This is a genomic window from Psychromonas sp. L1A2 (assembly GCF_009828855.1).
Lineage (GTDB): Bacteria > Pseudomonadota > Gammaproteobacteria > Enterobacterales > Psychromonadaceae > Psychromonas.
Map to the genome: position 1 here is coordinate 76,262 of NZ_WUAG01000002.1, position 24,022 is coordinate 100,283.

Annotated in this window: 20 protein-coding genes and 1 tRNA gene; 10 read left to right on the plus strand and 11 right to left on the minus strand. The window is 35.1% G+C overall.

Annotation, left to right across the window (positions count from 1 at the left end; all coding sequences use genetic code 11):
- Positions 1 to 97 precede the first annotated feature (97 nt).
- Positions 98 to 421: a hypothetical protein gene (locus tag GQR59_RS18660; protein WP_236546739.1), complete on the plus strand. Its 324-nt coding sequence runs from the start codon at positions 98 to 100 to the stop codon at positions 419 to 421.
- Positions 418 to 1,371: an HPP family protein gene (locus GQR59_RS10825; protein ID WP_160062667.1), complete on the plus strand. Its 954-nt coding sequence runs from the start codon at positions 418 to 420 to the stop codon at positions 1,369 to 1,371. Before GQR59_RS18660 ends, GQR59_RS10825 begins: the two co-directional genes overlap by 4 nt.
- 377 nt (positions 1,372 to 1,748) lie before the next feature.
- Here GQR59_RS10825 and GQR59_RS10830 read toward each other — a convergent pair.
- Together GQR59_RS10830 and GQR59_RS10835 are read right to left on the minus strand one after the other, a co-directional pair.
- Positions 1,749 to 1,839: transfer RNA gene (locus tag GQR59_RS10830), tRNA-Ser, on the minus strand.
- A 244-nt stretch (positions 1,840 to 2,083) separates the two neighbouring features.
- A complete protein-coding gene (locus GQR59_RS10835; protein ID WP_160062669.1) occupies positions 2,084 to 2,719 on the minus strand; it encodes a PilZ domain-containing protein in 636 nt (211 codons plus the stop codon).
- Between the two features lie 218 nt (positions 2,720 to 2,937).
- Between GQR59_RS10835 and leuS the strand changes: the two genes are divergently transcribed.
- The 5 genes from leuS to ggt all read left to right on the plus strand — a co-directional run bounded on the left by leuS (position 2,938) and on the right by ggt (position 9,820).
- A complete protein-coding gene (gene leuS / locus GQR59_RS10840) occupies positions 2,938 to 5,526 on the plus strand; it encodes a leucine--tRNA ligase (protein ID WP_160062671.1) in 2,589 nt (862 codons plus the stop codon).
- A gap of 265 nt (positions 5,527 to 5,791) precedes the next feature.
- Positions 5,792 to 6,319 (plus strand): LPS-assembly lipoprotein LptE, encoded by a 528-nt coding sequence (locus tag GQR59_RS10845; protein WP_160062673.1) that lies wholly within the window; start codon positions 5,792 to 5,794, stop codon positions 6,317 to 6,319.
- A gap of 6 nt (positions 6,320 to 6,325) precedes the next feature.
- Positions 6,326 to 7,324: a DNA polymerase III subunit delta gene (holA, locus tag GQR59_RS10850; protein WP_160062675.1), complete on the plus strand. Its 999-nt coding sequence runs from the start codon at positions 6,326 to 6,328 to the stop codon at positions 7,322 to 7,324.
- 9 nt (positions 7,325 to 7,333) lie between these two features.
- Complete coding sequence (gene nadD, locus GQR59_RS10855) at positions 7,334 to 7,981, plus strand: nicotinate-nucleotide adenylyltransferase (protein WP_160062677.1); 648 nt, start codon at positions 7,334 to 7,336, stop codon at positions 7,979 to 7,981.
- Positions 7,982 to 8,053: 72 nt separating this feature from the next.
- Positions 8,054 to 9,820, plus strand: a complete 1,767-nt coding sequence (ggt, locus tag GQR59_RS10860) for a gamma-glutamyltransferase (protein WP_160062679.1) — start codon at positions 8,054 to 8,056, stop codon at positions 9,818 to 9,820.
- Between the two features lie 97 nt (positions 9,821 to 9,917).
- Here the strand turns inward: ggt and GQR59_RS10865 are convergent, their stop codons facing one another.
- Entirely contained in the window at positions 9,918 to 10,595 is a 678-nt protein-coding gene (locus GQR59_RS10865) for a PilZ domain-containing protein (RefSeq protein WP_160062681.1), read from the minus strand.
- Positions 10,596 to 11,169: 574 nt separating this feature from the next.
- Between GQR59_RS10865 and GQR59_RS10870 the strand changes: the two genes are divergently transcribed.
- Positions 11,170 to 11,481 (plus strand): hypothetical protein, encoded by a 312-nt coding sequence (locus tag GQR59_RS10870; RefSeq protein ID WP_160062683.1) that lies wholly within the window; start codon positions 11,170 to 11,172, stop codon positions 11,479 to 11,481.
- Between the two features lie 151 nt (positions 11,482 to 11,632).
- On the opposite strand, the gene GQR59_RS10875 is transcribed toward GQR59_RS10870, so the two are convergent.
- The 8 genes from GQR59_RS10875 to GQR59_RS10910 form a co-directional block, all read right to left on the minus strand.
- Entirely contained in the window at positions 11,633 to 12,037 is a 405-nt protein-coding gene (locus GQR59_RS10875) for a GNAT family N-acetyltransferase (RefSeq protein ID WP_160062685.1), read from the minus strand.
- Positions 12,038 to 12,111: 74 nt separating this feature from the next.
- Entirely contained in the window at positions 12,112 to 12,420 is a 309-nt protein-coding gene (locus GQR59_RS10880) for a putative signal transducing protein (RefSeq protein ID WP_328600621.1), read from the minus strand.
- A 539-nt stretch (positions 12,421 to 12,959) separates the two neighbouring features.
- Positions 12,960 to 13,436, minus strand: coding sequence for an acyl-CoA thioesterase (locus tag GQR59_RS10885; protein ID WP_160062687.1), 477 nt, complete (start codon positions 13,434 to 13,436; stop codon positions 12,960 to 12,962).
- Between the two features lie 326 nt (positions 13,437 to 13,762).
- Positions 13,763 to 15,838: an EAL domain-containing protein gene (locus GQR59_RS18935; protein WP_160062689.1), complete on the minus strand. Its 2,076-nt coding sequence runs from the start codon at positions 15,836 to 15,838 to the stop codon at positions 13,763 to 13,765.
- Positions 15,839 to 15,883: 45 nt separating this feature from the next.
- Positions 15,884 to 18,673, minus strand: a complete 2,790-nt coding sequence (locus tag GQR59_RS10895; protein WP_160062691.1) for a response regulator — start codon at positions 18,671 to 18,673, stop codon at positions 15,884 to 15,886.
- Between the two features lie 14 nt (positions 18,674 to 18,687).
- Positions 18,688 to 19,179 carry a YfiR family protein gene (locus tag GQR59_RS10900; protein WP_160062693.1) on the minus strand — a complete coding sequence of 164 codons (492 nt, stop codon included), beginning with the start codon at positions 19,177 to 19,179 and terminating at the stop codon, positions 18,688 to 18,690.
- A 70-nt stretch (positions 19,180 to 19,249) separates the two neighbouring features.
- Positions 19,250 to 21,280: a TonB-dependent receptor plug domain-containing protein gene (locus GQR59_RS10905; RefSeq protein WP_160062695.1), complete on the minus strand. Its 2,031-nt coding sequence runs from the start codon at positions 21,278 to 21,280 to the stop codon at positions 19,250 to 19,252.
- Between the two features lie 577 nt (positions 21,281 to 21,857).
- Positions 21,858 to 22,268 carry a MerR family transcriptional regulator gene (locus GQR59_RS10910; RefSeq protein ID WP_160062697.1) on the minus strand — a complete coding sequence of 137 codons (411 nt, stop codon included), beginning with the start codon at positions 22,266 to 22,268 and terminating at the stop codon, positions 21,858 to 21,860.
- 106 nt (positions 22,269 to 22,374) lie between these two features.
- Here GQR59_RS10910 and GQR59_RS10915 point away from each other — a divergent pair, with 106 nt between their 5' ends.
- Both GQR59_RS10915 and GQR59_RS10920 read left to right on the plus strand, forming a co-directional pair.
- Positions 22,375 to 23,085 carry a cation transporter gene (locus GQR59_RS10915; protein WP_160062699.1) on the plus strand — a complete coding sequence of 237 codons (711 nt, stop codon included), beginning with the start codon at positions 22,375 to 22,377 and terminating at the stop codon, positions 23,083 to 23,085.
- 261 nt (positions 23,086 to 23,346) lie between these two features.
- Positions 23,347 to 23,979 carry a glutathione S-transferase gene (locus GQR59_RS10920; RefSeq protein ID WP_160062701.1) on the plus strand — a complete coding sequence of 211 codons (633 nt, stop codon included), beginning with the start codon at positions 23,347 to 23,349 and terminating at the stop codon, positions 23,977 to 23,979.
- Positions 23,980 to 24,022 lie beyond the last annotated feature (43 nt).

The window sequence follows — 24,022 nt, forward strand, 5'->3', positions numbered from 1 at the left end:
GAATATTTTTAAACTTATTAATCGTAGTAATATCTTAATGTTGAACGCCCTCTTTATAGCCTTACTAATACCAAAAGAATTAATAAGGTGCTCATTCTTGCTGGTTAAAATCCCCCCTAACTGCGTTGTGAGTTTTGAAGTGAGAACAACTATCTCCTACAACTCACGCCTTATTAGTGTTAATTTTTCCTGCGCAATCTCTGATCACTTATTTAATTCCATTGGTATAACAATACTTTCAGTTCATTTAATGGATACTAAGAAAACAATAATCCAACTAATTATTAATGATCTGATGGCTTACTTTATGGCGGTTTGGCCTGTTTTTATTTTTGCTCTAGCCAATGCTGTAGCTGTCTTATATCAATCGTTGTATGCATTTAAATTAGTAAGTTTAAAAGAGTTGGATATCGCTGAATGATCAATAATGCATTAACCAAAGAGATTAAATTATTTTTAGGTATCCCGACAATAGGGCCCACTTTTAAGGAAATAATTGTTTCATCATTCACCGCTTTATTAGCGACACTGTGTGTCATTTACATCTCCAAAGATCTATTAAGCTATTTTAATGTGCACGCCAATATTTATATTTTAATTCCTATTGCAGCGACTTCAGTTCTTGTATTTGTTGTTCCTCATGGTGCGTTGTCTCAGCCGTGGCAAGTGATTGTAGGTAATCTCGTTAGCGCGTTTATAGGGGTGACTTGTTATCAATATTTCGGCAATGATCTGGCAACCGCCGCAGCGTTGTCTGTATCAATCTCGATAATGACGATGTCACTGTTAAGGTGTGTACACCCGCCAGGTGGAGCAACGGCATTAGGCGCCGTTTTAGGGGGAGATACTATCCACCAATTAGGTTATAGCTATTTACTGATCCCGACATTATTAAACTGCTTAATCATTATTTCAGTTGCAATCGCTTTAAATTATCCATTTAGTTGGCGACGATATCCGTCTCATTTATATTACAAAAATAACCTAACCAACACTATTTCACCTGGTGCAAGAGCCAATGAAGTGACTGTTGAGGACTTCATGAAGGCAGTGACCGAACATGGTTCATTTATCGATATGACCGATGAAGGTTGGAATGAGATATTTGAAAAAGCCAAGCAACATGCTGAATACGACAACATACACCCACACAATATTGAATCAGGTCAAACCTATAGCAACGGAAAAATAGGAAAAGAATGGGAGATTAGAGAAGTATTAACGATAAGTAATAAAAAGACCGTAAAATACTTTGTACTCGCAGGTGAAAACATAAATCTCTTAGAATCTTGTTCGGTAAAGGAGTTTATTGCTTGGTCTAAGTTTAAAGTGAGCAAAAACAATATTGGCATATGGGAGAGACTGACTTAAAGCGATAACCTAATCTTACCACCTAATACCTTAAAGCATTTTTAGAACTATATGAAAGCCACATTGATATCATTGATAATATCAATATCAATATCAATACCAATACCAATTAAGTGATCAAATTTTGCGCTGGAAAAATAGTTTAATTCAAAGCGTAAATTGAGCCTTTAGAATTAATCGTCTGTCGGGAAATTAACCAAAAGAGGTTAATGCTTTAATGGCTGTTCCCTTCACGAAATTTACAACGAGGAAGTGGGTGTTTTAACAAGTAAAGTAGATAAGCTATTTATTGTGATTAGTGTAATTAATGTGATTGTTATTAATACAGCAGAAAGCAAAAAGGCTCATCACTTTTCAGTAATGAGCCTTTTCAAATGTGGCGGAGGAGGAGAGATTTGAACTCTCGGAGAGCTATTAACCCTCGCTGGTTTTCAAGACCAGTGCATTCAGCCGCTCTGCCACCCCTCCGCAGAACGAGACGAATAATACAGACTTTAAGCCTTGTTTGTAAAGTTTAATTTGGCAAAACAAATTTGTTTGCCGAATAATTAAACATAAAGTTCAAATAAACGACATTGAGGCTACATTTTATTCAGCTATTCAACAATATACTTCAATCGACTTACTTTACTAATTTAAATTGTTTACTTGCGCTATTTGCTTAATCACTTTTAGTTAAGCCAGTTTCTACCAGCTTATGATTTAAATCGACTCACTTGAATCGATTAGTATGTGCATCTGGGTGTTGTTCTGCATGACACTCAAATAAGTATTCAGTTAAAGCAGAAAGCATGTCATCGTCGCCTTCTTTACCTAATGAATAAGCCACTGTGTATTTATCAATACGGCGTATTTGAGAACCTGAGATAGGTAATCGTGCTCGGTCAGGTAATTGCAGGTAAATATTACTTAATATTTCTGGTAACGATTCATGTTCAGGATCATCAATTAATAAAGAGATACCTGATGCTGAAAGATCTTTAACGCGGTAAGGTAAAACTTCCCCTTCTTCATTAACGATCCTCATGGTTTTATCTGCCGATAAACGCCAAGAGCGTAACTTATCGCCCGTTTCATAAATTTTAGGTGATTTTAGCGTCATACTAAAATTAGTGAAGTCGCCCATTTTCATTTGCACTGGAAAAATTAGATGATGGCTTCCGTAATTCGCAACTAATTGCAAATCGTCTGCTAACCCAAGTTGAAAGAGTAATGCGTCTTTTCCTGACTTCGATGAAATATCATAATTGAGTTCTTTATTTTCACTAATTTCTGTATCCAATAACATTTCAGACAGTAGCTCAAATTCCTGATCATTGATTAATAATTCTTTATCTGATTTAGCCATTGGTCTCCGCCTTATGATTTTAGAAAGTCCTTATTCTTTTATTTTACGACAATTCCACATATTTATGTCTAAATAATTACTTTTTAATCTGTTTCCTTTCGCAATAGTCCAACTTTTTTAAAAAATGAGGCTTCATTCTTCATAAATATTGTTGCAAAGCAACTGCTCCTGTATCCTACAGCCCTTATTAATTTTTTTTCATTGCAGGCAGACTTAATATGCAAGAGTTATACAACCCTAAAGAGATTGAAGCTAAATTCCAAAAACATTGGGATGACAATCAATCATTTAAAGCGACTGAAGACCCATCAAAAGAAAAATATTACTGCCTCTCAATGTTCCCTTACCCAAGTGGAAAATTACACATGGGACATGTGCGTAATTATACTATCGGCGATGTTGTGTCTCGTTTCCAACGTATGCAGGGTAAAAATGTAATGCAACCTATGGGTTGGGATGCGTTTGGCTTACCAGCTGAAAATGCAGCTATCAAGAACAATACTGCTCCAGCAGGTTGGACTTATGAAAACATTGCTTACATGAAAACACAGCTTAAGCAGTTAGGTTTTGGTTATGACTGGAGCCGCGAGTTAGCGACTTGTCAGCCTGAGTACTACCGTTGGGAACAATGGTTTTTCACTAAGCTATTAGAAAAAGATTTAGTTTACAAAAAAATGGCGACGGTAAACTGGGATCCAGTGGATCAAACTGTGTTAGCTAATGAGCAAGTTATCGATGGTCGCGGCTGGCGTTCAGGTGCAATCGTTGAACAAAAAGAAATTCCACAGTGGTTTATTAAAATTACCGCTTATGCACAAGAGTTATTAGATGATTTAGACCAGTTAGACGAATGGCCTGAACAAGTTCGTACCATGCAACGTAACTGGATTGGTCGCTCAGAAGGCATTGAGATGGACTTCAAAGTGGCAAACAGTGATGAAATGTTCTCTGTTTACACGACTCGTCCTGATACGGTAATGGGTGTGACTTATGTTGCTGTTGCAGCACAACATCCTTTAGCGTTAGAAGCTGCAAAATCTAACCCAACGTTAGCGGCATTCTGTGAAAGCTGTAAAAATGTTAAATTAGCGGAAGCTGAATTAGCAACAATGGCTAAAGTAGGTGTTGATACTGGTCTTAAAGCTATCCACCCTATTACTGGTTTAGAAGTACCAATCTGGACGGCTAACTTTGTATTGATGGGATACGGTTCTGGCGCAGTGATGTCTGTACCAGCACATGACCAACGTGATTATGAATTTGCTAAAGAATACGGTTTAAATATTAAAGCTGTGATTAAACCTGCTGATGCTGACGTTGATGTTTCAACTGAAGCGTTTACTGATAAAGGCGTTTGCTTTAACTCTGGTGACTTCACTGCACTAGAAGGTTTAGCGTTTGATGCGGCATTCGACGCAGTAGAAGCACGATTAGTAGCTGAAAATAAAGGTAAACGCCAAGTTAACTTCCGTCTTCGTGATTGGGGTGTTTCTCGTCAACGTTACTGGGGCGCACCAATCCCAACGTTAACACTAGAAGATGGCACAGTAGTACCTGTACCTGAAGATCAATTACCGGTTATCTTGCCTGAAGATGTCACAATGAATGGTATTGTTTCACCGATTAAAGCTGACCTTGAGTGGGCTAAAACCACTTATAACGGCCAACCTGCTACACATGAAACGGATACGTTTGATACATTCATGGAATCAAGCTGGTATTACGCACGTTATTGTTCACCGCAAAGTGACGATAAAATGTTAGATCCTGCTAAAGCTAACTATTGGTTACCAGTTGATCAATACATTGGTGGTATCGAGCACGCTATTTTACATCTTTTATATTCTCGCTTCTTCCATAAATTATTACGTGATTTTGGATTAGTAAACAGTGATGAACCTTATAAGAAACTGTTAACGCAAGGTATGGTATTGGCAGACGCTTATTACTATGAAGATGCGAAAGGCGGTAAAGTTTGGGTATCTCCAACGGAAGCAATTACAGAAACAGATGTTAAAGGTAAAGTTATTTCAGCGAAAACAGCTGACGGACAAGTATTGGTTTATGACGGTATGAGCAAAATGTCTAAATCAAAAAATAACGGTATCGACCCACAAGTGATGATTGATAAATATGGTGCAGACAGTGTGCGTTTATTTATGATGTTTGCAGCACCTGCTGAGCAAACGTTAGAGTGGTCTGACTCTGCGTTAGAAGGTTCATTACGTTTCCTTAAGCGTTTATGGAGATTGGCATTTGATCATGTTTCATTAGGTGAAGTCGCGACATTAGATATTAAAGCATTTAACAATAACCAAAAAACATTACGTCGTGAGTTACACAAAACTATTGCGAAAGTAAGTGATGATGTTGGTCGTCGTCAAACCTTTAATACTGCGATTGCTGCGGTAATGGAATTAATGAACAAGCTGACTAAAGCACCAACAGAAGACGCACAAGATCGTGCTATTTTGCAGGAAGCATTAGTTGCTGTCACTAAAATGTTGTCACCTATTACGCCGCATATCTGTGCTGAACTATTTACTTTATTAGGTTCAGAAGATGATATTTTATCTGCGCCTTGGCCAACGGTTGATGAGTCTGCTTTAGTTGAAGATTCAAAACTAATTATCGTACAAGTGAATGGTAAGTTACGTGCAAAACTAACAGTGGCTGCTAATGCGACACAAGAAGAAGTTGAAGCACAGGCTCATGCAGATGACAATGTGAGTAAATTCACGACGGATAAAACAGTTCGTAAAGTGATTTATGTACCAGGTAAATTATTGAATATTGTCGCTAATTAATTTATTAATTAACGTGTTCAATTTACTGTTTTAGTTTTTGATTAATTTAATAAACCTCTTATTCTTAGCGAGTAAGAGGTTTATTGTTAATCAGACTTAATCATTAGACTTATTACAGTATATTTTTATTTCTGTTTTCTGATATATCTCGTACCATAATGAATACACAAGATATAAACTCAAAGCAAAAATCTATCACTTATTTTAGATAATTAAATAACTGGCTTAATTTATTCATTCTATTAAACACTACAAAAGGCTTTTTATGTATTCAATTCACCCTCGAGCTTTTTATCGTCAGACATTGCTATTAATGACTATCGCAATGACATTATTATTAAGTGGCTGTGGTTTTCACCTTAAACATAATAATGGTTTGGTGGAAAAATTCCCTGAAATATATCTACAAACTAATAACCCTAAAGGTGATTTAACACGTCTTGTTAAACTGCGTTTACGTGGTGCTAATATTAAAATATTAACTGAACCTAACCCTGATGCAGCTGTATTAAGGCTGAAATCAGAAAGTCAAAGTGAACGTACTATCTCGTTATATGCAACCGCACAAAATGCAGAAAAAGAGATTGGTTATGTGATGAAATACTCTTTAAAAATGCCTAATTATACGACTAAAGATTTTGACGTTAATTTATACCGAGATTTCCTTTACGACTCTTCGCAAGCATTAGCAAAATCTCGTGAACAAGAGCTACTAATCAAAGAGTTAAGAGTAGTTGCAGCCGATCATATTATTGCCACTATGCTGAGCATAGAAAACCAAGCGGCAGAGTAACCTTTTATGCGAATTTATCCTGAACAGCTAGCACAACAGATCCAACAAAAACTGCCTAGCTGCTGCTTGATATTTGGTGATGAAGCACTATTAAGCATTGAAGCCTTTGAACAAATTCAAGTTAAGGCTAAAGCATTAGGTTTTTTAGAACGTTTTAGTTATAGCTTGGATGGTAGCTTTGATAAAGACCAAATATTTAGTCAATTCAATACCCTATCATTGTTCTCTGAAAGACAAATTATTGAATTAACACTCAGTAAAACCACCAAAGAAAATACTGACTTCATTAGAGAAATCACTCCCCTTTTAAATCCAGATATTTTATTGGTCATTAAAGGGCCAAAACTCAATGCTCAGCAATTAAAAAGTGTTTGGTTCAATAAGCTAGAGCAGCAGGGATTGTTTGTTGCCACTAATGCGCTAATGCCGCAACGTTTCCCTCAATGGTTATTTCAACGTCTTCGTGTTGTCGGTTTAACGGCTGACAATGAAGTTATTGACTTTTTAACGTTGCATTTTGAAGGTAACTTGTTGGCAGCCAAACAAGAAATTGAAAAATTATCTATCCTTTTTCCAAAACAACATTTACATTTACCCCAAGTAGAACAAAGTATTACGACACATAATCATTTTAGTTTGTTCCAATGGGTAGATAGTTTGTTAGGTGGTGAAAAAATACGAAATGCACGTATTATTAAGCAATTACAAGCTGAAGGTACAGAGTTATTGTTAATGAGCGCAACATTAGCCAGTGAGATTCAAAAACTGCTTTCATATTCGTATCAGATGAAAACACAATCATTACCATCGTTATTTGCACAACAGAAACCTAAGTTATGGCCAGCTAAACAAGCTTTATTAACTAAGGCATTAAACCGTTTAAGCACGTTACAATTAGAGAAAATGCTTATTGAATGCGCTCAATTAGAGGTGTCGGTTAAAGTTGAAAATAAAACAGATACTTGGCTACAATTAAATGCTATTTGTTATCAATTTTTAAAATAAAGGAAGTAGATGAAAATTAATGACTGTACTGCAATAGGTTTTTTAGGTGGGACATTTGATCCGATCCATTTTGGCCACTTACGCCCTGCATTAGAGATTCAACAAGCACTGAATTTACAGTCATTATATTTACTGCCAAATTATATCGCGCCGCATAAAGAAAAAAGCTTAGCTAATACGCAGCAACGCATTGATATGGTTAAGCTCGCTATTCAAGAAACACCAGAGTTACAACTCAATACTCAAGAATTACTCCGATCTACTCCCAGTTATACTATTGATACATTAAAGTTATTACGACAGCAATATCCAGAGACGCCAATCTGCTTTATTATGGGCATGGATTCATTAATTAATTTTGATAGTTGGTATCAATATCAAGAGATATTAGATTATTGTCATATAGTCGTTAGCCACAGACCTGGTTGGGATCCAACGTTTAATGAAGTTGTGAGTGCGCTTTTAACTAAACATCAAATACAAAACCCTGCGCTATTACATAGCGCTTTAGCAGGGCATATCTATTTTCAAAGTACCAGTCAATTAGCTATTTCATCTTCCCACATTCGCGATTTATTAGCAGCAAAGCGAAGTATTAACTTTTTAACCCCGCAATCTGTTTGCACTTACATAAAGGAACAACACTGTTATACCTGACTTAAAAATGATAATAATCATCATAAGAATAACAATAAATGGAAACTTTACTTTTAAATAAGGAACATCACTATGTTAGCTCTCATTAAAAATCGAATGTCTCATCCACTCAAGCTCGCTGTTTTATCCTTTTCGCTATTATCCATTACCCCAACTACATTTGCGGCAACCACCCCAACAGCACCACAGACAGCAATCTATAGTCAAATGGCGATACATCATCCTGTATGGGCGAAAAGTGGCATGGTTGCTTCACAGGAAGCTATTGCAACTAAAATTGGGTTAGATATTTTAAAGCAAGGCGGTAATGCTATTGATGCAGCAGTAGCCGTTGGATATGCATTAGCCGTAACACTGCCAAGAGCCGGTAATCTAGGTGGTGGTGGTTTTATGTTGGTGTACCTTGCAGACAAAAAACAAGTAGTTGCCATTGATTATAGAGAAAAAGCACCTGCTCAAGCTTCTCGTGATATGTACCTTGATGAAAACGGCGAAGTAGTTCCTAATTTATCAACTTTTCATGGTTTAGCTATCGGTACCCCCGGCACGGTAATGGGTCTAGAACATGCACGAAAAACATTCGGTACGATGTCTAGAGAACAGTTAATAGCGCCTTCTATTAAATTAGCAAAAGAAGGTATTGTGGTCACAGCGGATTTATCTAACTCACTAAATGCGCTAAAAGAGCGTTTAAGTAAGTGGCCTAATACACGTGAAATTTTCTATAAAGAAGATGGTTCCAACTATCAACCTGGCGATATTCTTAAACAAAAGGATTTGGCGAAGACATTATCAATCATCAGTAAAGAAGGTGAAAAAGGCTTTTACCAAGGTGAGATTGCCAAAGCAATTGCAACTAGTATCCAAGAAGCAAATGGTGTGGTTTCTGAAAAAGACCTTGAAAATTATAACGTAGTTGAACGTGAAGCGATTCAAGGAACTTACCGAGGTTATGAAGTATTTTCTATGCCACCACCGTCTTCAGGAGGTGTACACATAGTGCAAATACTGAATATGCTTGAAAACTATGATTTAGCTGCAATGGGTCATAATAGCGCACAACATATCCATACTATGGTTGAGAGTATGCGCCGAGCTTATGCAGATCGTAGCTTACATTTAGGTGATAGTGACTTTGTAAGCGTCCCTGTAAAAACACTCACCAGTAAAAAATATGCAAAGCAACTAGTGGCAACCATTGACCCTAATAAAGCGACTTCAAGTAAAGATATTCAACCTGATGCTGACTTGCCTTATGAAAGTGACCAAACAACACACTTTAGTGTCGTTGATAAATGGGGCAATGCCGCAACCAACACTTATACATTGAATTACAGTTATGGCTCAGGGATTGTTGCGAAAGGAACGGGTGTTCTGCTAAACAATGAAATGGATGACTTTTCATCTAAGCCTGGCCATGCAAACGGTTACGGATTAATTGGTGGAGAAGCTAATTCAATTGCACCAGGTAAACGCCCTCTTAGTTCGATGAGCCCAACTGTTATCTTAAAAGACAATGCATTGTTTATGGTGACAGGGACTCCTGGAGGCTCTCGTATTATCACGACAACGCTGCAAGTGATTTCTAATGTGATTGATTATGATATGAATATTGCTGAAGCAACATCAGCACCACGTATTCATCATCAGTGGTTACCTGACTATATTCGTATTGAATCTGGTTTAAGTGCAGATACGATCAAACTATTGGAAGAAAAAGGGCACCAATTAAAAGTACAGTCAACGATGGGTAGCACACAAACGATTATGAAGTCCGATGTTGGCTTATATGGCGCCTCTGATCCACGTACTCCATCTTCATTAAGTGCTGGTTACTAGGAACATTAACGAAAGAGCATTAAACAGCTTTTAAATGAGTATATTAATGAAATAAGGTTACCTGTTGATTAATGCTTTCTTAAGCGACAGGTAAACCTTATTTTTGTAAATGATGTAACAACAACTCTTGAATACTCGCTTTAGCTTCCGTTTCAGGGGTCATAAACACAAGACCACATTGCACTTCATCATTAACGCCTAAGTTATTTATATTTTTCAACGCCACTGAAAGACAAATCTTTTTATTTTCTTCTTCAAGATCAATACACAGTTCATAGATAGTGCCTACGCTTAAACTCTTTTCTTTTTTACTGACAAAAGCACACCCTTGAATAGATAAATCAATCAGCACACCATGCGCTAGAACAGCCTTCGTTTCTGAATCAACCATTGAAGCTTCAACACTCACATCAACTCGTCGATGTTGTCGTAATGCAGCTGATTCAATCGTTTTCGGATAATCTAAAACTAACCAACGTCCCATGATCGTCATAATTTTTTGTATTGAAGATCGAAAAGCAACAACGCTTGCTTGTTGTTGATCATTATTCATAAAACGCACAATGACATCATTAGTTTCTTTAATATGCGGTAATGCTTTGATCCAATTTGCATCATTTCCAAAAGCTAAAATCACTGACATATTAGGATCAACACCAATTAAACGTGTTTTCAGACGAATTGGCTTAGTCGCGGTAATAATTTGTAAATGTATGATTTCACCGCAATTGACTTGATTTAAACGAGTAAGCTCTCGATTATCTATCTTTGACACTTCCATCTCTCCAACTTCTCTTTATACGCCAGTGATATACGATGACTTATTAATAAAATGATATGGCTTAAATAAGATAAGTTCTAATAATTTAACCGTTATAAAATACACATATGTACTTGAAACTAAATAACCTAGTGAATAGATAGGCAATTACTTAATACAGCATAACTAAACATTTAATAAGCTCTTAATATAGTATAAAAAGTGGAGATTGTATTTATGATTATTTCATTACAGGAAAAGGTTATTAAGATTAACACAGAATAAAATGCCGGTACGATACAACTATTTGCATCGATTACTTGATTAAACAGTTGAATAACGTTGATCTAATCCCCATTAGAGTGAATACTTTTCAATAACCCCAATCCCCAATATAGTGGCTCTTTCAAACTAACCATAACCATTTTATGATTTCAAACAAATCAGTCATTTGATTATCGAAATGCAGCTAAAAAATAAGCAACACATAATGGTAGTTTGCTCACAATCTAATTAGTAAGATCTTCGGGTAGTTATAGATATCTCGATCAGTTATGATCCTAATTAAAGTAACTAAATGAGAGAAACCATGACTCAACCTATTATCACTAAAAAACAAGTTGTTGATACCCTGACACTTTGGCATCAAAAGAAAATTGATAACGCACAATTACAAGATTGGATGGTGACACACTTTGATCCACCTGAAACATTAATTGGAGAAGATGAAGAAGAGCTCGTCCAAGAAGCAATGCATATTATTATGAATGAATATGAGTTAGCTAAACTAGATAAGTTTAAAGAAGAAGGTTACGAGTTTGCGATGAAGTTTTTGGCCTGTACAGAAGAAGACTTTGTACAATTAAGACATCAATTTATCCACAAAAGCTTTAGTGATTAAACCATATTAAAGTATCGATAATTATCACATAACCATTTATATAATAAGTTGTTATATAGTCAGTTACTATATAGTCAGTTGTTTTATACTCATTATAGTTATTTAGTTATGTGAATAAGCTACAAGCGTTAAATACAAAGCCATGGAAGGTTTATAAGCTTTTAGACATTCTATAATAGGCAATATCACTTTTATAAAATAACTCCCCCATTTTATCAAAACCAAAGCGTTGATAGAAACCTAAAGCTGATTCTCTTGCATCAAACCATAAGTAGTTAATGCCCTGCTGCTTTAAGTTATCAATAAGATAATTAATCATAAAAGATCCAACTCCTTTGCTTTGAAATGCACTAAGAGTCGCGAATTTTCTTAATCTTGCAGTATTATTGTCAATATAAAGAGAGGCAACACAAACTATCTGTTGACTACCCATCACTGCAAAATGTAAAGCTTGTTCGTCGCCTTCCACCCTACAGAATTCAGGGGGCTTATGTGGCCATAACACTTGATGACGAACCGAGATGGTGTCTTGCCATTTAATTGCTACTACTTTCAAAATAAACCTATTCTGCTATTTTAGTATAATGTTTCTGATTATTTAGCATTCATTACAACGACTAGATTAAGAAATTACGGCGCTTCATTATTACAATTCCAGCAGACTTCAAAAGCAGGATCATTTTTCTCATTGCAGTTAGCACAAACCCAATCAGCTATATTTTTTGATTGTTGAGATTGTTTTACAATGGCAGTAGCCGCTTCTAAATCATTATCATCAAAAACCCAAACCTCAGGCCAACAATCAAAAGCAGACATTTCACCCATCGCACCTTGCGAAAACTCATTTTTAATAAACACTTTGATGTTTTGTGCTTCAATTAGATTCTTTATGTTCCCGACAATAAAATGATTTTCATGTGTATAAACTAGTTTCATCATTACCTTCCGATTATTTATTGATTAATACCAATCACAATAAATAGCATATCTATTTTACTGGTTAAAACAGCCCTCTTCTTCGTTGTAAATTTCGTAAAGGGAGTAGCCATTAAAGCATTAACATTTTTTGGTGAATTCTCCGATAGATGATTAACGAAGTTAATCTTCGAAAGGCTCAATTTTCGCCTTGAGTTGAACTATTTTTCCAGCGCAAAATGTAGATAACATATTTAATGTAATCGGTATAACAGCCCAACACTTTATATCTGCACATATTATTTAGGCGATACTCTGAACTATGTTTTAACTATGTTCTAACTACTTTCTAACTATTTTTTTAATTTCGGTTTTTGGCTTCGATTCAGATAATAAGGTGACATTAATAAAAATGATGCTTTAAAAATGAACAAAAATTTAATATCTCAGTGTTAACTTTTAACGATAAAGAAATGCTTAACTTGATGATGTATAAACCATCAAGTTATTAATTGCTCTTAATCTTCAAAAACTAATGGTGAAAAAGTAAGTTTAAGAAAAAGTTAATCTACAAAGATTTCCATTTCTTCACCAATTTTCTTACGCATTTCCATTAGTTTCATTGCTGTATCATGTTGTTTAATATCAGCTTCTGATTCAGGGATCCATTGTGGCACTAACTCTGATTGACCATTTTGATCGACTGCAACCATGATAACGATACAATGTGTTGTGGTGCGTTTATTAAGCGACTTAGGGTCACAAGCATTTACCTCTAAAGCAATATGCATTGATGATTTTCCGGTATAAATAACTTTTGCGAGTACTTCTACCAAGCTGCCCACATGAATAGGTGCAACAAAACGTATACCACCAGCATAAGCGGTTACACAATAACGACCACTCCAACCAGCTGCACAAGCATAGGCTGCAAGATCTATCCATTTCATCACAGCGCCGCCGTGAACTTTCCCGCCAAAATTTACATCTTGAGTTTCAGCTAAAAATCTCAGGGTTATATCACGTTGCGGTTTTTTCATATTAGTTCTCTAAATTCAGTATGGTTAGTAAATTTATCTGCTTAACAGTGAGTTAGCAAATAATTATTTATTTCGTTAAAGGGGAATTAGTAATATATGACAACAGATAATGTCGAATTATAAGCTCAAGTTAATAGAGTCAAAAGCAATCACTAAGCTCATAGGTAGAGTAATCTAAACAAATTTAACAGTTAATAATGGATAGAAAACAAACAATAATAAAACAATTTACGATTAGACTTGTTTAAAAATCCGATATTAATCAATGGGTTTATCATATAGATATTCAATAAAAATATATCTACAACCGTCTATTTCCGCTTAAACTACCACTTTTTATTTTCTATTAAATGTTCTATTTCAGTATATGTCACTGGTTTAGAATAATAATATCCTTGTATAATGTCACAATCATTATCACGCAAATAAATCAGCTGCTCAATGGTTTCAACCCCTTCAGCAACCACTTGTAATTCAAGATTTTTAGCTAAACTGATAATGGATTTAATCATTGCGGTATCTTGTTTGTTATTTGGAATATGATCAATGAAAGATTTATCAATCTTTAATATTGATATTGGCATACTTTTTAATTGTGATAATGAAGAATAACCAGTACCAAAATCATCAATCGATAATCTGATGCCGATATCAGTTAAATCTGTCAGGGTTTCTTTAATTGTATTTTCTTGGTTTGTTGGTATTAAATGTTCTTCAGTAATTTCCATTTCTAATTGACTAGCGTCCACATCAGCATTTTGTAAAGCTTCGACAACGAACTTGGTAAACCCTTTGCTGTATAGCTGTCGGCTAGAGACGTTAACCGCAATGGATAAATGCCCACAAGCCGTATTCTGCCATGCTTTTAATTGACGAATAGCTTCTTCAATGACCCATTTCCCTAACGCAATAATAAGGCCAGATTCTTCTGCAATGGGTATAAATTCAGAAGGATAAACTGGCGAATCGTTTTTTACTGGTAAACGAATAAGAGCTTCTACACCTGATATTAACTCAGTATTACTGCATACCTTTGGTTGATATAAAAGAATGAAATCATCCTTCTCAATAGCCTCTCGTAATTGATTTTCTATAGACCAACGTTTAGCAGTACTTTCTGTTAAATCATTAGAGTAAAAATAGACATTATCTTGTTCTAGTTTTTTAGCCTGGTACATTGCTGCATCAGCATTTCTTAATAATTCACTTATTTCTCTGCCATTATCAGGATAAATACTGATCCCAACACTCGAACCAATATGAAGATATTCATCATTAATGAAAAATGGATCTTCAAATAGTTTTTGAAAACGTTTAATAAATGGCGGTATTTGTTCTAAATCATCGATTGAGTCGAGCAGTATCGCAAACTCATCTCCACCAAAACGCGCCACGATATCGAATTTACGTATAACGGTACTGAAACGTAATGCCACTTCTTGTAATAATAGGTCCCCAACTTCATGACCAAGCGAGTCATTGACCTGTTTAAAACGGTTTAAATCAATAAACAATAGTGCGACTTTACGCTTGAGTCGATCAGCTCTTTGTATTGCACCCTCTAATCTTTTATTAAATAACACCCTATTAGGAAGGTTAGTTAACGCATCGTGATGGGCAATATGTACCAGCTTTTTCTGGGATTCTTTAAGTTCACTAATGTCTTGCATAATGCCTGAAATAATCGGTATTGCAGCTTTATTATCTTCTAACAACTTACCTTGCAGTTTTAAATGTAAATACGCATCCGTTGGCAACTTAATTCTTATATCTAAATTAAATGCTAAACCATCATTAAAGGCCTGTAATAATACATTTTTGATATGAAACTTTTCAGAAGGATGAATCAAATCAAGTAAAAACTCTTTGCCGTTCTCAAACTTATAAGATGATAAAGAAAGCATTTTAGAAAGCTGTTTAGACAACAATAAATGCCCTTTATTACCTTCTAGTTCCCAGTAGCCTAATCGTGCAATCTTTTGAGCATGCTCAAGTCGAGATTCACTTTTCTTTAATGATTTAAAATAATGACTATTACGTAAAATATAACGCAAGTGGTGTCCAAACAAAGACCAATTAATGGGTTTAATAATGAAGTCAGTAGCCCCTAAACGATAAGCATATTCGATAGATTTTGTATCATCCATACCAGTAATCATAATGATTGGCACTCTTTGCCCCTCTTCTGATTCACGAATTAACTGGCATACTTCAAAGCCATTTAATTTAGGTAGATCAACATCTAATAAAACCAAGTCTGGCGTATGCTGATTAAATAAAATAATACCTTCAGCCCCATCTTTAGCCTCAACGACATCAAAAAGGTCCGGTGATAAGACTTGATTAATTAATAGTCGAGTCATTTCATCGTCATCTATCACTAATATTAATTTCTTATTCATAAAGACCTCAATATCGAGAGTAATATACCGCTATCAACCATTAAATTATGACTCATTATTTTTTTCGTTAAAATATGAAATGACACGTTGAGATTCAATTTCAATCTCATCAATCAGCGTGGCTATTGATGAATCGGCTTGAGCAATAATCGCTTGCTCTAAATTATTTGATAATTTAGCTAATTGAAAAGCCCCGACATTTGCACTGCTAGATTTTAAGGTATGTGCTGCTTTTCTAATACTTTCATCATTTAACGTTGCTTCTTTAAAAGTAGATAAACTTTCGGTTAACGTGTTGATATAAAGCGAGACGACTTTATTAACTAGTGCATCAGAATGACCTGGTTGCAATGAGGCAATTTTATTTAATGCATCAGGGTCGACGGAAGCTAATTTTTCATTCATCTGAGCTGTCATCGTATTAATAACGTCATTTTTACTGTTGGTCTCGTTGTGACGAGGAATACTCAACCAAGGGGATAATTGGTCATAAAGTTGAGTCATTGAGAAAGGTTTGCTTAAATAACCATCCATGCCTGACTGCAAACAACGTTGCATATCACCATCGATGGCATTAGCTGTTAAAGCAATAATAGTATTGCCTTTAGGAATAACGTTTTTCAATTCCAAACTACGAATAGTCCGTGTCGCTTCTAAACCATCCATTTCAGGCATTTGCATGTCCATTAGCACCACATCATAATTATTTTTTTTGATCGCTTCGACCGCGATTAAGCCGTTATCAGCAATATCAACATGTAAACCAAATGACTCCAGAATAATAACAGCCACCTCTTGATTGACAGGATTATCTTCCGCAACAAGAATGCGATATGGATAATTAAACTGGTAATTTTGTGTATTACTTTGTGTATTATTCACTGAGCGTTGTGCATTAACCGTTGAACCCGTTATCGCTTTTGTCAGAGATTGATAAAGTTCTTTTTGTAAAACAGGTTTGTTAAGGAAACAAGTAATTTGGTTTTCTTTTAATAATTCACTATCTGCAGTCACAGAACTAAGCATGATAATAACGGGTTGTTGCCAGTCCGTGTTTTGACGGATTTTTTTTGCTAATTCAATACCATCCATTTCAGGCATATGCATATCTAAAATTAATAAGTCATAAGGATGGTTATTTTCGTGAGCGGCCTGCAATAAATGGAGTGCAACATGCCCACCATCAGCTAAATCACAGTCAACATTAATTTCATTTAATTGTTCTTTAATAATGACTCTATTAGTCGGGTTATCATCAACAACCATTAGACGTTTATTTTGTAAAACTGAAAATTCTGGATGCGTTGTTACGGACATTGTGTTTAATCCGATTGCATTATTGATCACAGGCTTCAATGTAATATCAAAAGAAAAAATACTACCCCGTGATTTTTCAGATTTAACCGATAACTTACCGTCCATTAAGTTAACTAACTGTTTGGCAATGGGTAAACCTAAACCTGAGCCACCATATTTTCTTGTTGTTGAACTATCTTCCTGTGAAAATGATTCGAAAATATAGTCCATTTTATTGTGTTCAATACCAATACCCGTATCTGTCACAGTAAAGTTTAATTGGCCACTATCTTTGTCGATAACACGTAAGATAACTTGTCCATGCTCAGTAAATTTTAAAGCGTTACTTAATAAATTAGCCAATATTTGTCGAATTTTAAGCGGATCGCCAATATAAAAATTATTAAAATTTGCTGGGATAGAAAGTATTAATTCAATATTTTTTTTGTATGCTGTTTCTCCGTACAAAGTTCCAAACTCTTCAATAAGAGAACGTAAATTAAATTCTATAAGTTCAAGCTGCATTTTCCCTGATTCAATTTTAGAAAAGTCTAAAATATCATTAATAATGGCAAGTAAATTAATGCCAGATTGATGAGCAGTTTCCGTGAAACGTTTCTGTCGGTCATCAAGGTTCGTTGTCTGCAATAATTCAGTCATGCCCAATATACCATTCATCGGCGTTCGAATTTCATGGCTCATTGTAGCTAAAAATTCACTTTTCGCTTTACTCGCCGCTTCTGCATTTTCCTTAGCAGCAACAAGCTCAATGGTTCGTGACGTAATTTTATCTTCTAATGTATCTTGATGCTCTTGAAGTGATTTATCTCTTTTTTCAACTTGCTCAAGCATTAAGTTAAAACCACTCATTAACGCACCAATTTCATCCGTACGTTCACCAAGTATGCGTAATTGGTAATTTTTATGTTCAGAAACCGCATCAATCACTTTTGTTATTTCTAATAGCGGACGAGAAATAATTCTTTGCATACGAATTGCGATGATTAAAGCTAAAAGAGTCCCTAAAGCAAAAATGAAAGGAGCAATAGCCAATGTATGCAATAAACGTTGTTTTAGTAAACTACTATCATCAACCAAAAGTACATAACCTAATGTTTTACCCTCATAGTTTATAGGTTCAAGCTGAAGGAGCAGGCCATCCATGCCCTCTTTTTGTAATTCCGTTAAGGTCATTTTCAAAGAGGAGGTTGATGCTGATTGTTGAAAAGAAGGTTGAATATATTCAGCCAAAATTTGTTTGTCTTGATCATAAATTCTCGCCAATACAATTTGTTTTTTTGCATTAAGGCTATCTAGACTCTCTTTAGCAGCTTCTTGGTCTTTGAATAAGGCTGTTGCTGTATTTAAAGATGCCATTAATACCGCTAAGGTTTTAAGTTCATTTTCAGAATCAAGGTGACTATAGTGATGCTGTACAAAGCTCATAAAAACAATAATAACAATAGAGGCTAATACACCAGGTAAAAAGCCAATTGCGATTAATTGAGTGCGTAAAGAAAAATGTTTAATTTTATTCACAAATTTACCTTAAGTTAGTCGACTAAGATTGAAAGTTTAAGTAATTTTGAACTTAGTATTAATTTAGTGTCAGAAAGTTGTTGATTAGATATTTGGAAGCGTAAACGTTTATTTTTTCGTACTAAGTTAACCAATCCGCCTGAATCAAAAAATGGACTTTCATCTGTAATAGTGAGTACTTTTTGTTGGTCTATTTGAGAGAGCAAATAACGATACAGTCGACTATCATCGGTACTAATATACAGAGCATGGCAGTATTGAAAATCTTGATCTTTTTTGACGTTAACAACCTTAATTGAATGCTCATCAATCTTTTTATTTTCTAATATTATTAGCTCTTTACTAACGATGTCTTCACCATAAGAACATAAGATAAATGGGGCGTTGGCATCTTTCCAAGTCGTTGCAGGCCAACGTGTAAATTTAGCTATATTGTAAATATAAGCCACCTTTACTGCACTAGGACTATTCTCTTCAGAAAACACTGGCCTTATGATATTCATCATAAGAAGAGCAAAGATCGAGTAATATTTAATAGACAAATTATTTATCATATTCAAATACTTCTAAAGGCGATTACCAATGGTAAAGAGCATTAATCGCAATACTGCGTTCAATAAGAGAGTCAGTACTTGATGATTCCGTAATAAACTGCTGTTTTTCTGCATGTAATAGATTACGGCCAATAATAGAGAAGTTTAATGCTTTAGTTGCCTGCCACCCAATGCGCAAATCACTATCAAAACCATCGGAAATTGAGTAATCACCACCAGAACTATCCCATTTACGCTCAGATGCATAATAAAGGCGTAAATCTAATTCTACTGAATCACTTAAATCAAAACTTCCCCAAAAAGAAGCCTGGTGTTCAATAGAGCGATCTGCGACCAAAGAGATAACTTCACTACTAAATGAATTTTCAGCTTTATCTTTTAATTTAATGTCTATAAAACTATATGAAAAACGTAAACGAGATTGACGAGTTACTTGCCAAGTGGCTAGCCATTCAGTGCCGTAGCTATAACCTTCTAAATTATTATCAAGATTAATTGGAATCACATAAAAGGTACTACCATTAACATTTTTTATTTCTGCATCGCCAATATCATAACTTAGTAAGTCATTATAAACGTTGTAAAAAGTAGCTACATCAAAGGATAAAGTAGAGGTAGGAAGCCAACGAAATCCAAGTTCATAGGCATTTAATTCTTCAGATTGAAAACCATTATTACCAACAATCTGTAACAAACCAGGTGTCGCAGTGGGATCAAATTGGCTAGGTTGAAGAACTTGTATGTTGATTGTTGAATCACTTTCTACTTGAGAAGGTATTCTAACGGCACGTGAAATAGCTCCCCACAACGTAACTCTATCCGATGGTAACCAGCTTAACCTAATGTTAGGTTGAATTTCTGTACTGCTATTTGTATTACCTTCGATTTTAGTACCAAATGTTAGTGATAGATTTTGCTCAGGTAACTCCATAGTATCTTGAATAAACAAATTCCATATATCAAGATTCTCTACAGAAGATGAGGTTGAGAAATAAGCAGAACTTTCTATATCACTCTGACTCCAACGATACCCTCCACCCCAAATTAACTGATGATTTTTAAAGGGAGTAAATTGGTGTTCTATTTCAATATTTAAAGTATTGCGCGTTTCTTTAAATTGAAGATCATTGTGCTCATAGACATCATAACTGGTACGAATATTTAACTCTGAATCAATACTGGTTTTCATTCCCCAACGAGCACCGATATTACCGCCTATAAGATCGACGTCTCCACTCTGAATTTCTGCTATATAAGGGTCTTCAAAATTGGATAAAGAGAATTGTTGTCGCAGATCGTGTTTATAGATATCGCCTTGTAAGGTTAACCATTGATCATCATCTAGTTCTAAATCAAACCGTAATCCCGTTTGTAGATATTGCCCTTCATTACCTTGATCATGGCCAGAAAGATCTTTTGATTCTTCCAACTTTCTGCCATTCACATATGCTCGGAATTTAGTATTTTCATTAATTTCAGCCCCTTGACTGGCACCTACTCCCTGAGACTCGGTTCCCATAGTGAGTGAAAGAGCGCCACCTTCTTTTCCAGTGGCTTCTTTAGTAATGATATTAATAACACCATTAACGGCATTGGTTCCCCATAAAGTAGCACCAGGTCCGCGAATGACTTCAATGCGTTTAATATCAGACATTAAATAGTTCAAACTCTCCCAATAAACACCTGACGAAGTAGGCGTATAAATACTACGGCCATCGACCATCACCAAAAGTTTATTAGAAAATCGTCCATTAAATCCCCTAATACTCACCGCCCACTTATTTGAATCTATTTTTGCAGCATCAACACCAGGCACTAAAAATAATGCTTCAGGGATGCTAGTAGCACCAGTACGACGAATTTCTTCTTCCGTTACCACATAAATTGCAGCTGCCGCTTCTGACAGTTTTTCATTTTTTTTACTGACTGAAGTAACTTCAATTTTCATTAGCTCATCAAATTCAATATCTGTAAGATCTTGTTCGCTAGTATGAGCATGGCCATAAAATGAGATCCAAGTTAACGATATAACTAACCATTGGTAGTAATTCATGCACTTCCTTATGATGAATAATTCTTAATATAAGACTTAAAATATAGAGCGGTATAGAGATAAGTAAAATCGGTAGTGTGAGTCTGATGACAGATTCACTAAATACTTCTTTAATAGATTAAGTTTTATCCTTTAAACAAAATCTATTTTGCACATTTTTGAGTGGTAGCGTTGAGACACAAACCTCAAAAGCAACCATAAAGTGGTAGTCTACAGGTTAATAATTGACCAAGCAATCATATGCATTATTTAATAATGGATAATTTAGTAATGTGGATTGAGAGCGATTTAAAAGGGGTTTAACCTCAATTCTGATTAATGAAAGCGGAATTATATTTAAAATCATAAGGTTAAATTTTTTTACTAGTCAGTGCCGTTAGTTTTACGTAGTTCAAAGCGAATTATTGAAACAATAACGGGTTATTGAGAAATAATTTAACGCATAAATCCGCGGAAATAGAGGTGTTGTATCGCTTTGCTTATTCAGAGCTGAGGTTATTTAAGCTTAATTTATAAAAGAGTTCATTCAAAACTAGGCGTCTTAAAATTTAGAAATACGCCTTTTATTGATTTAATGTTAATTATCTTTTTCACTTACTTCATTCAAACTTTTTAATACCAAGCAATCATCAGATCCATCAACATCACAATTATCTATCATTGTTAATAATTGTTGTTCTAGCTTCTTTAGCTGTTCAATTTTACTTCTAACATCGGCTAAATGATGTTGAGCTACATCGTGTGCTTGATGTGCATCGTGATGTTGACAGTCTTGTAAATGAATCAACTGCTTAATTTCATCAAGACTAAACCCTAATGCGCGGCTATGACGTATAAAGTGTAAACGTTGGCATTGTTGGCTGGTATAACGACGTTGATTACCTGCACTACGTTGTGCTTTATCCAGCAAACCAATTTCTTCGTAATAACGAATCGTAGGTACCTTACATTGTGTTTCTTTACTAAGTTGACCAATCGAATAAACCATTTCTTATTTATCCTTAATTATTTTCAAAAAAGACTTGAACCTCTAGTTACTAGAGCTTGTATAGTTTCATTATAAAGCAATCCAACAACACAAAAAGAGGTATTTTATGGCTGGATGTTGTAACCACCAAGCAGATTTCACCGGTATTGATCCTGTTTATAAGCGTATATTAATCGCCATCATTTTAATCAACGGCATTATGTTTTTTGTTGAAATGTTCGCCGGCGTACAATCAAACTCACAATCGCTACAAGCCGATGCTTTAGACTTTTTAGGCGATACGCTAACTTACGGTATCAGCTTATGGGTTATCGGAAAATCCTTGTCATTGCGCAGTAATATCGCCCTATTAAAGGGTGTTAGCTTATTGTTAATGGCCATTTATGTATTATCTTCGACCTTATATAAATTCTGGTTTATACAAACGCCTGATGCAGGCATTATGGGGAGTATTGCGATACTTGCCTTTGTAGCCAATGTAGTCAGTGTATTACTACTAATGAAATATAAAGATGGCGATGCCAATGTGCGCTCAGTTTGGTTATGTAGCCGTAATGATGCAATCGGAAACTTAGTAGTTTTAATTGCCGCTTCAGGTGTATGGGTTACCGACAGTGCTTTACCTGATTTAATTGTAGCGGCCTTTTTAGCAACTCTTTTCTTAAGCTCTGCAAAACAGATCATTCAACAAGCAAACCAAGAAAAAAGATTACAACGATTAAGTACTAATGAGCATGAACAGAAGCAATCTAATGACCATTGTAGTCTAAAGGCAGAAGACCAGACACATAACCATCAACATGAACATAAACATTAGTTCAACTCTAGTTAAGCTTATTAACTCTAAGTATGTTTTTTACTAAGTTACTAAGTTATTAAGCTTTCTTTCATAAAAACACCTTAGTTCAATGCTCTATTCAGCGACTGTCTTTTGAATAGAGCCCCCTCTTTATATATGAACTTATGCCTGGATCACTTAATTGAAACAGGTAATTAAAACATAAGTTTACAAAGAATTAACATGCACTTATTATCTTAATTTGCCACAATCAATTATCTTCTTTTGAAAGGCTTATATATGTCACCTATTTTATATTCATTTCGACGTTGTCCTTATGCAATGCGAGCTCGCTTAGCCATTGCGATTAGCGAACAAGATGTACGATTAAGAGAAATAGTATTAAAGCACAAGCCAACAGAGTTATTGGCTATATCGCCAAATAAAACCATTCCTGTATTAAAGATAAATGAACAAGAAGTATTAGACGAAAGTTTAGAAATAATGGTATGGGCCTTAAGCAAAAACGATCCACAACAATGGATAAATGATTCGTTACAAGAGATGTTGTCACTGATCGACAACAACGATTATGAATTTAAATCTTGGTTAGATAAATATAAGTATGCAGATCGTTTTCCTGAATATGAGCAAGTATATTACCGGGACCAAGCAGAAGATTTTTTAATGGAATTAGAGTCTCGTTTACATAAACAAACCTATTTATTTGCCGACCATATCACCTTAGCGGATATGGCGATTTTCCCTTTCATTCGACAATTTGCTAGTGTAGATAAAAACTGGTTTGAACAAAGTCCCTATTTATTAGTCCAACAATGGTTAATTAAATTAATTAACAGCGACTTATTTATATCTTGTATGAAAAAATATCCTACCTGGTTAGAATCAGGTGAAGAAATTTCATTTCCTTAACCTTTCATTAACTATTATTTATTTATAGTCATTTAATGATAGT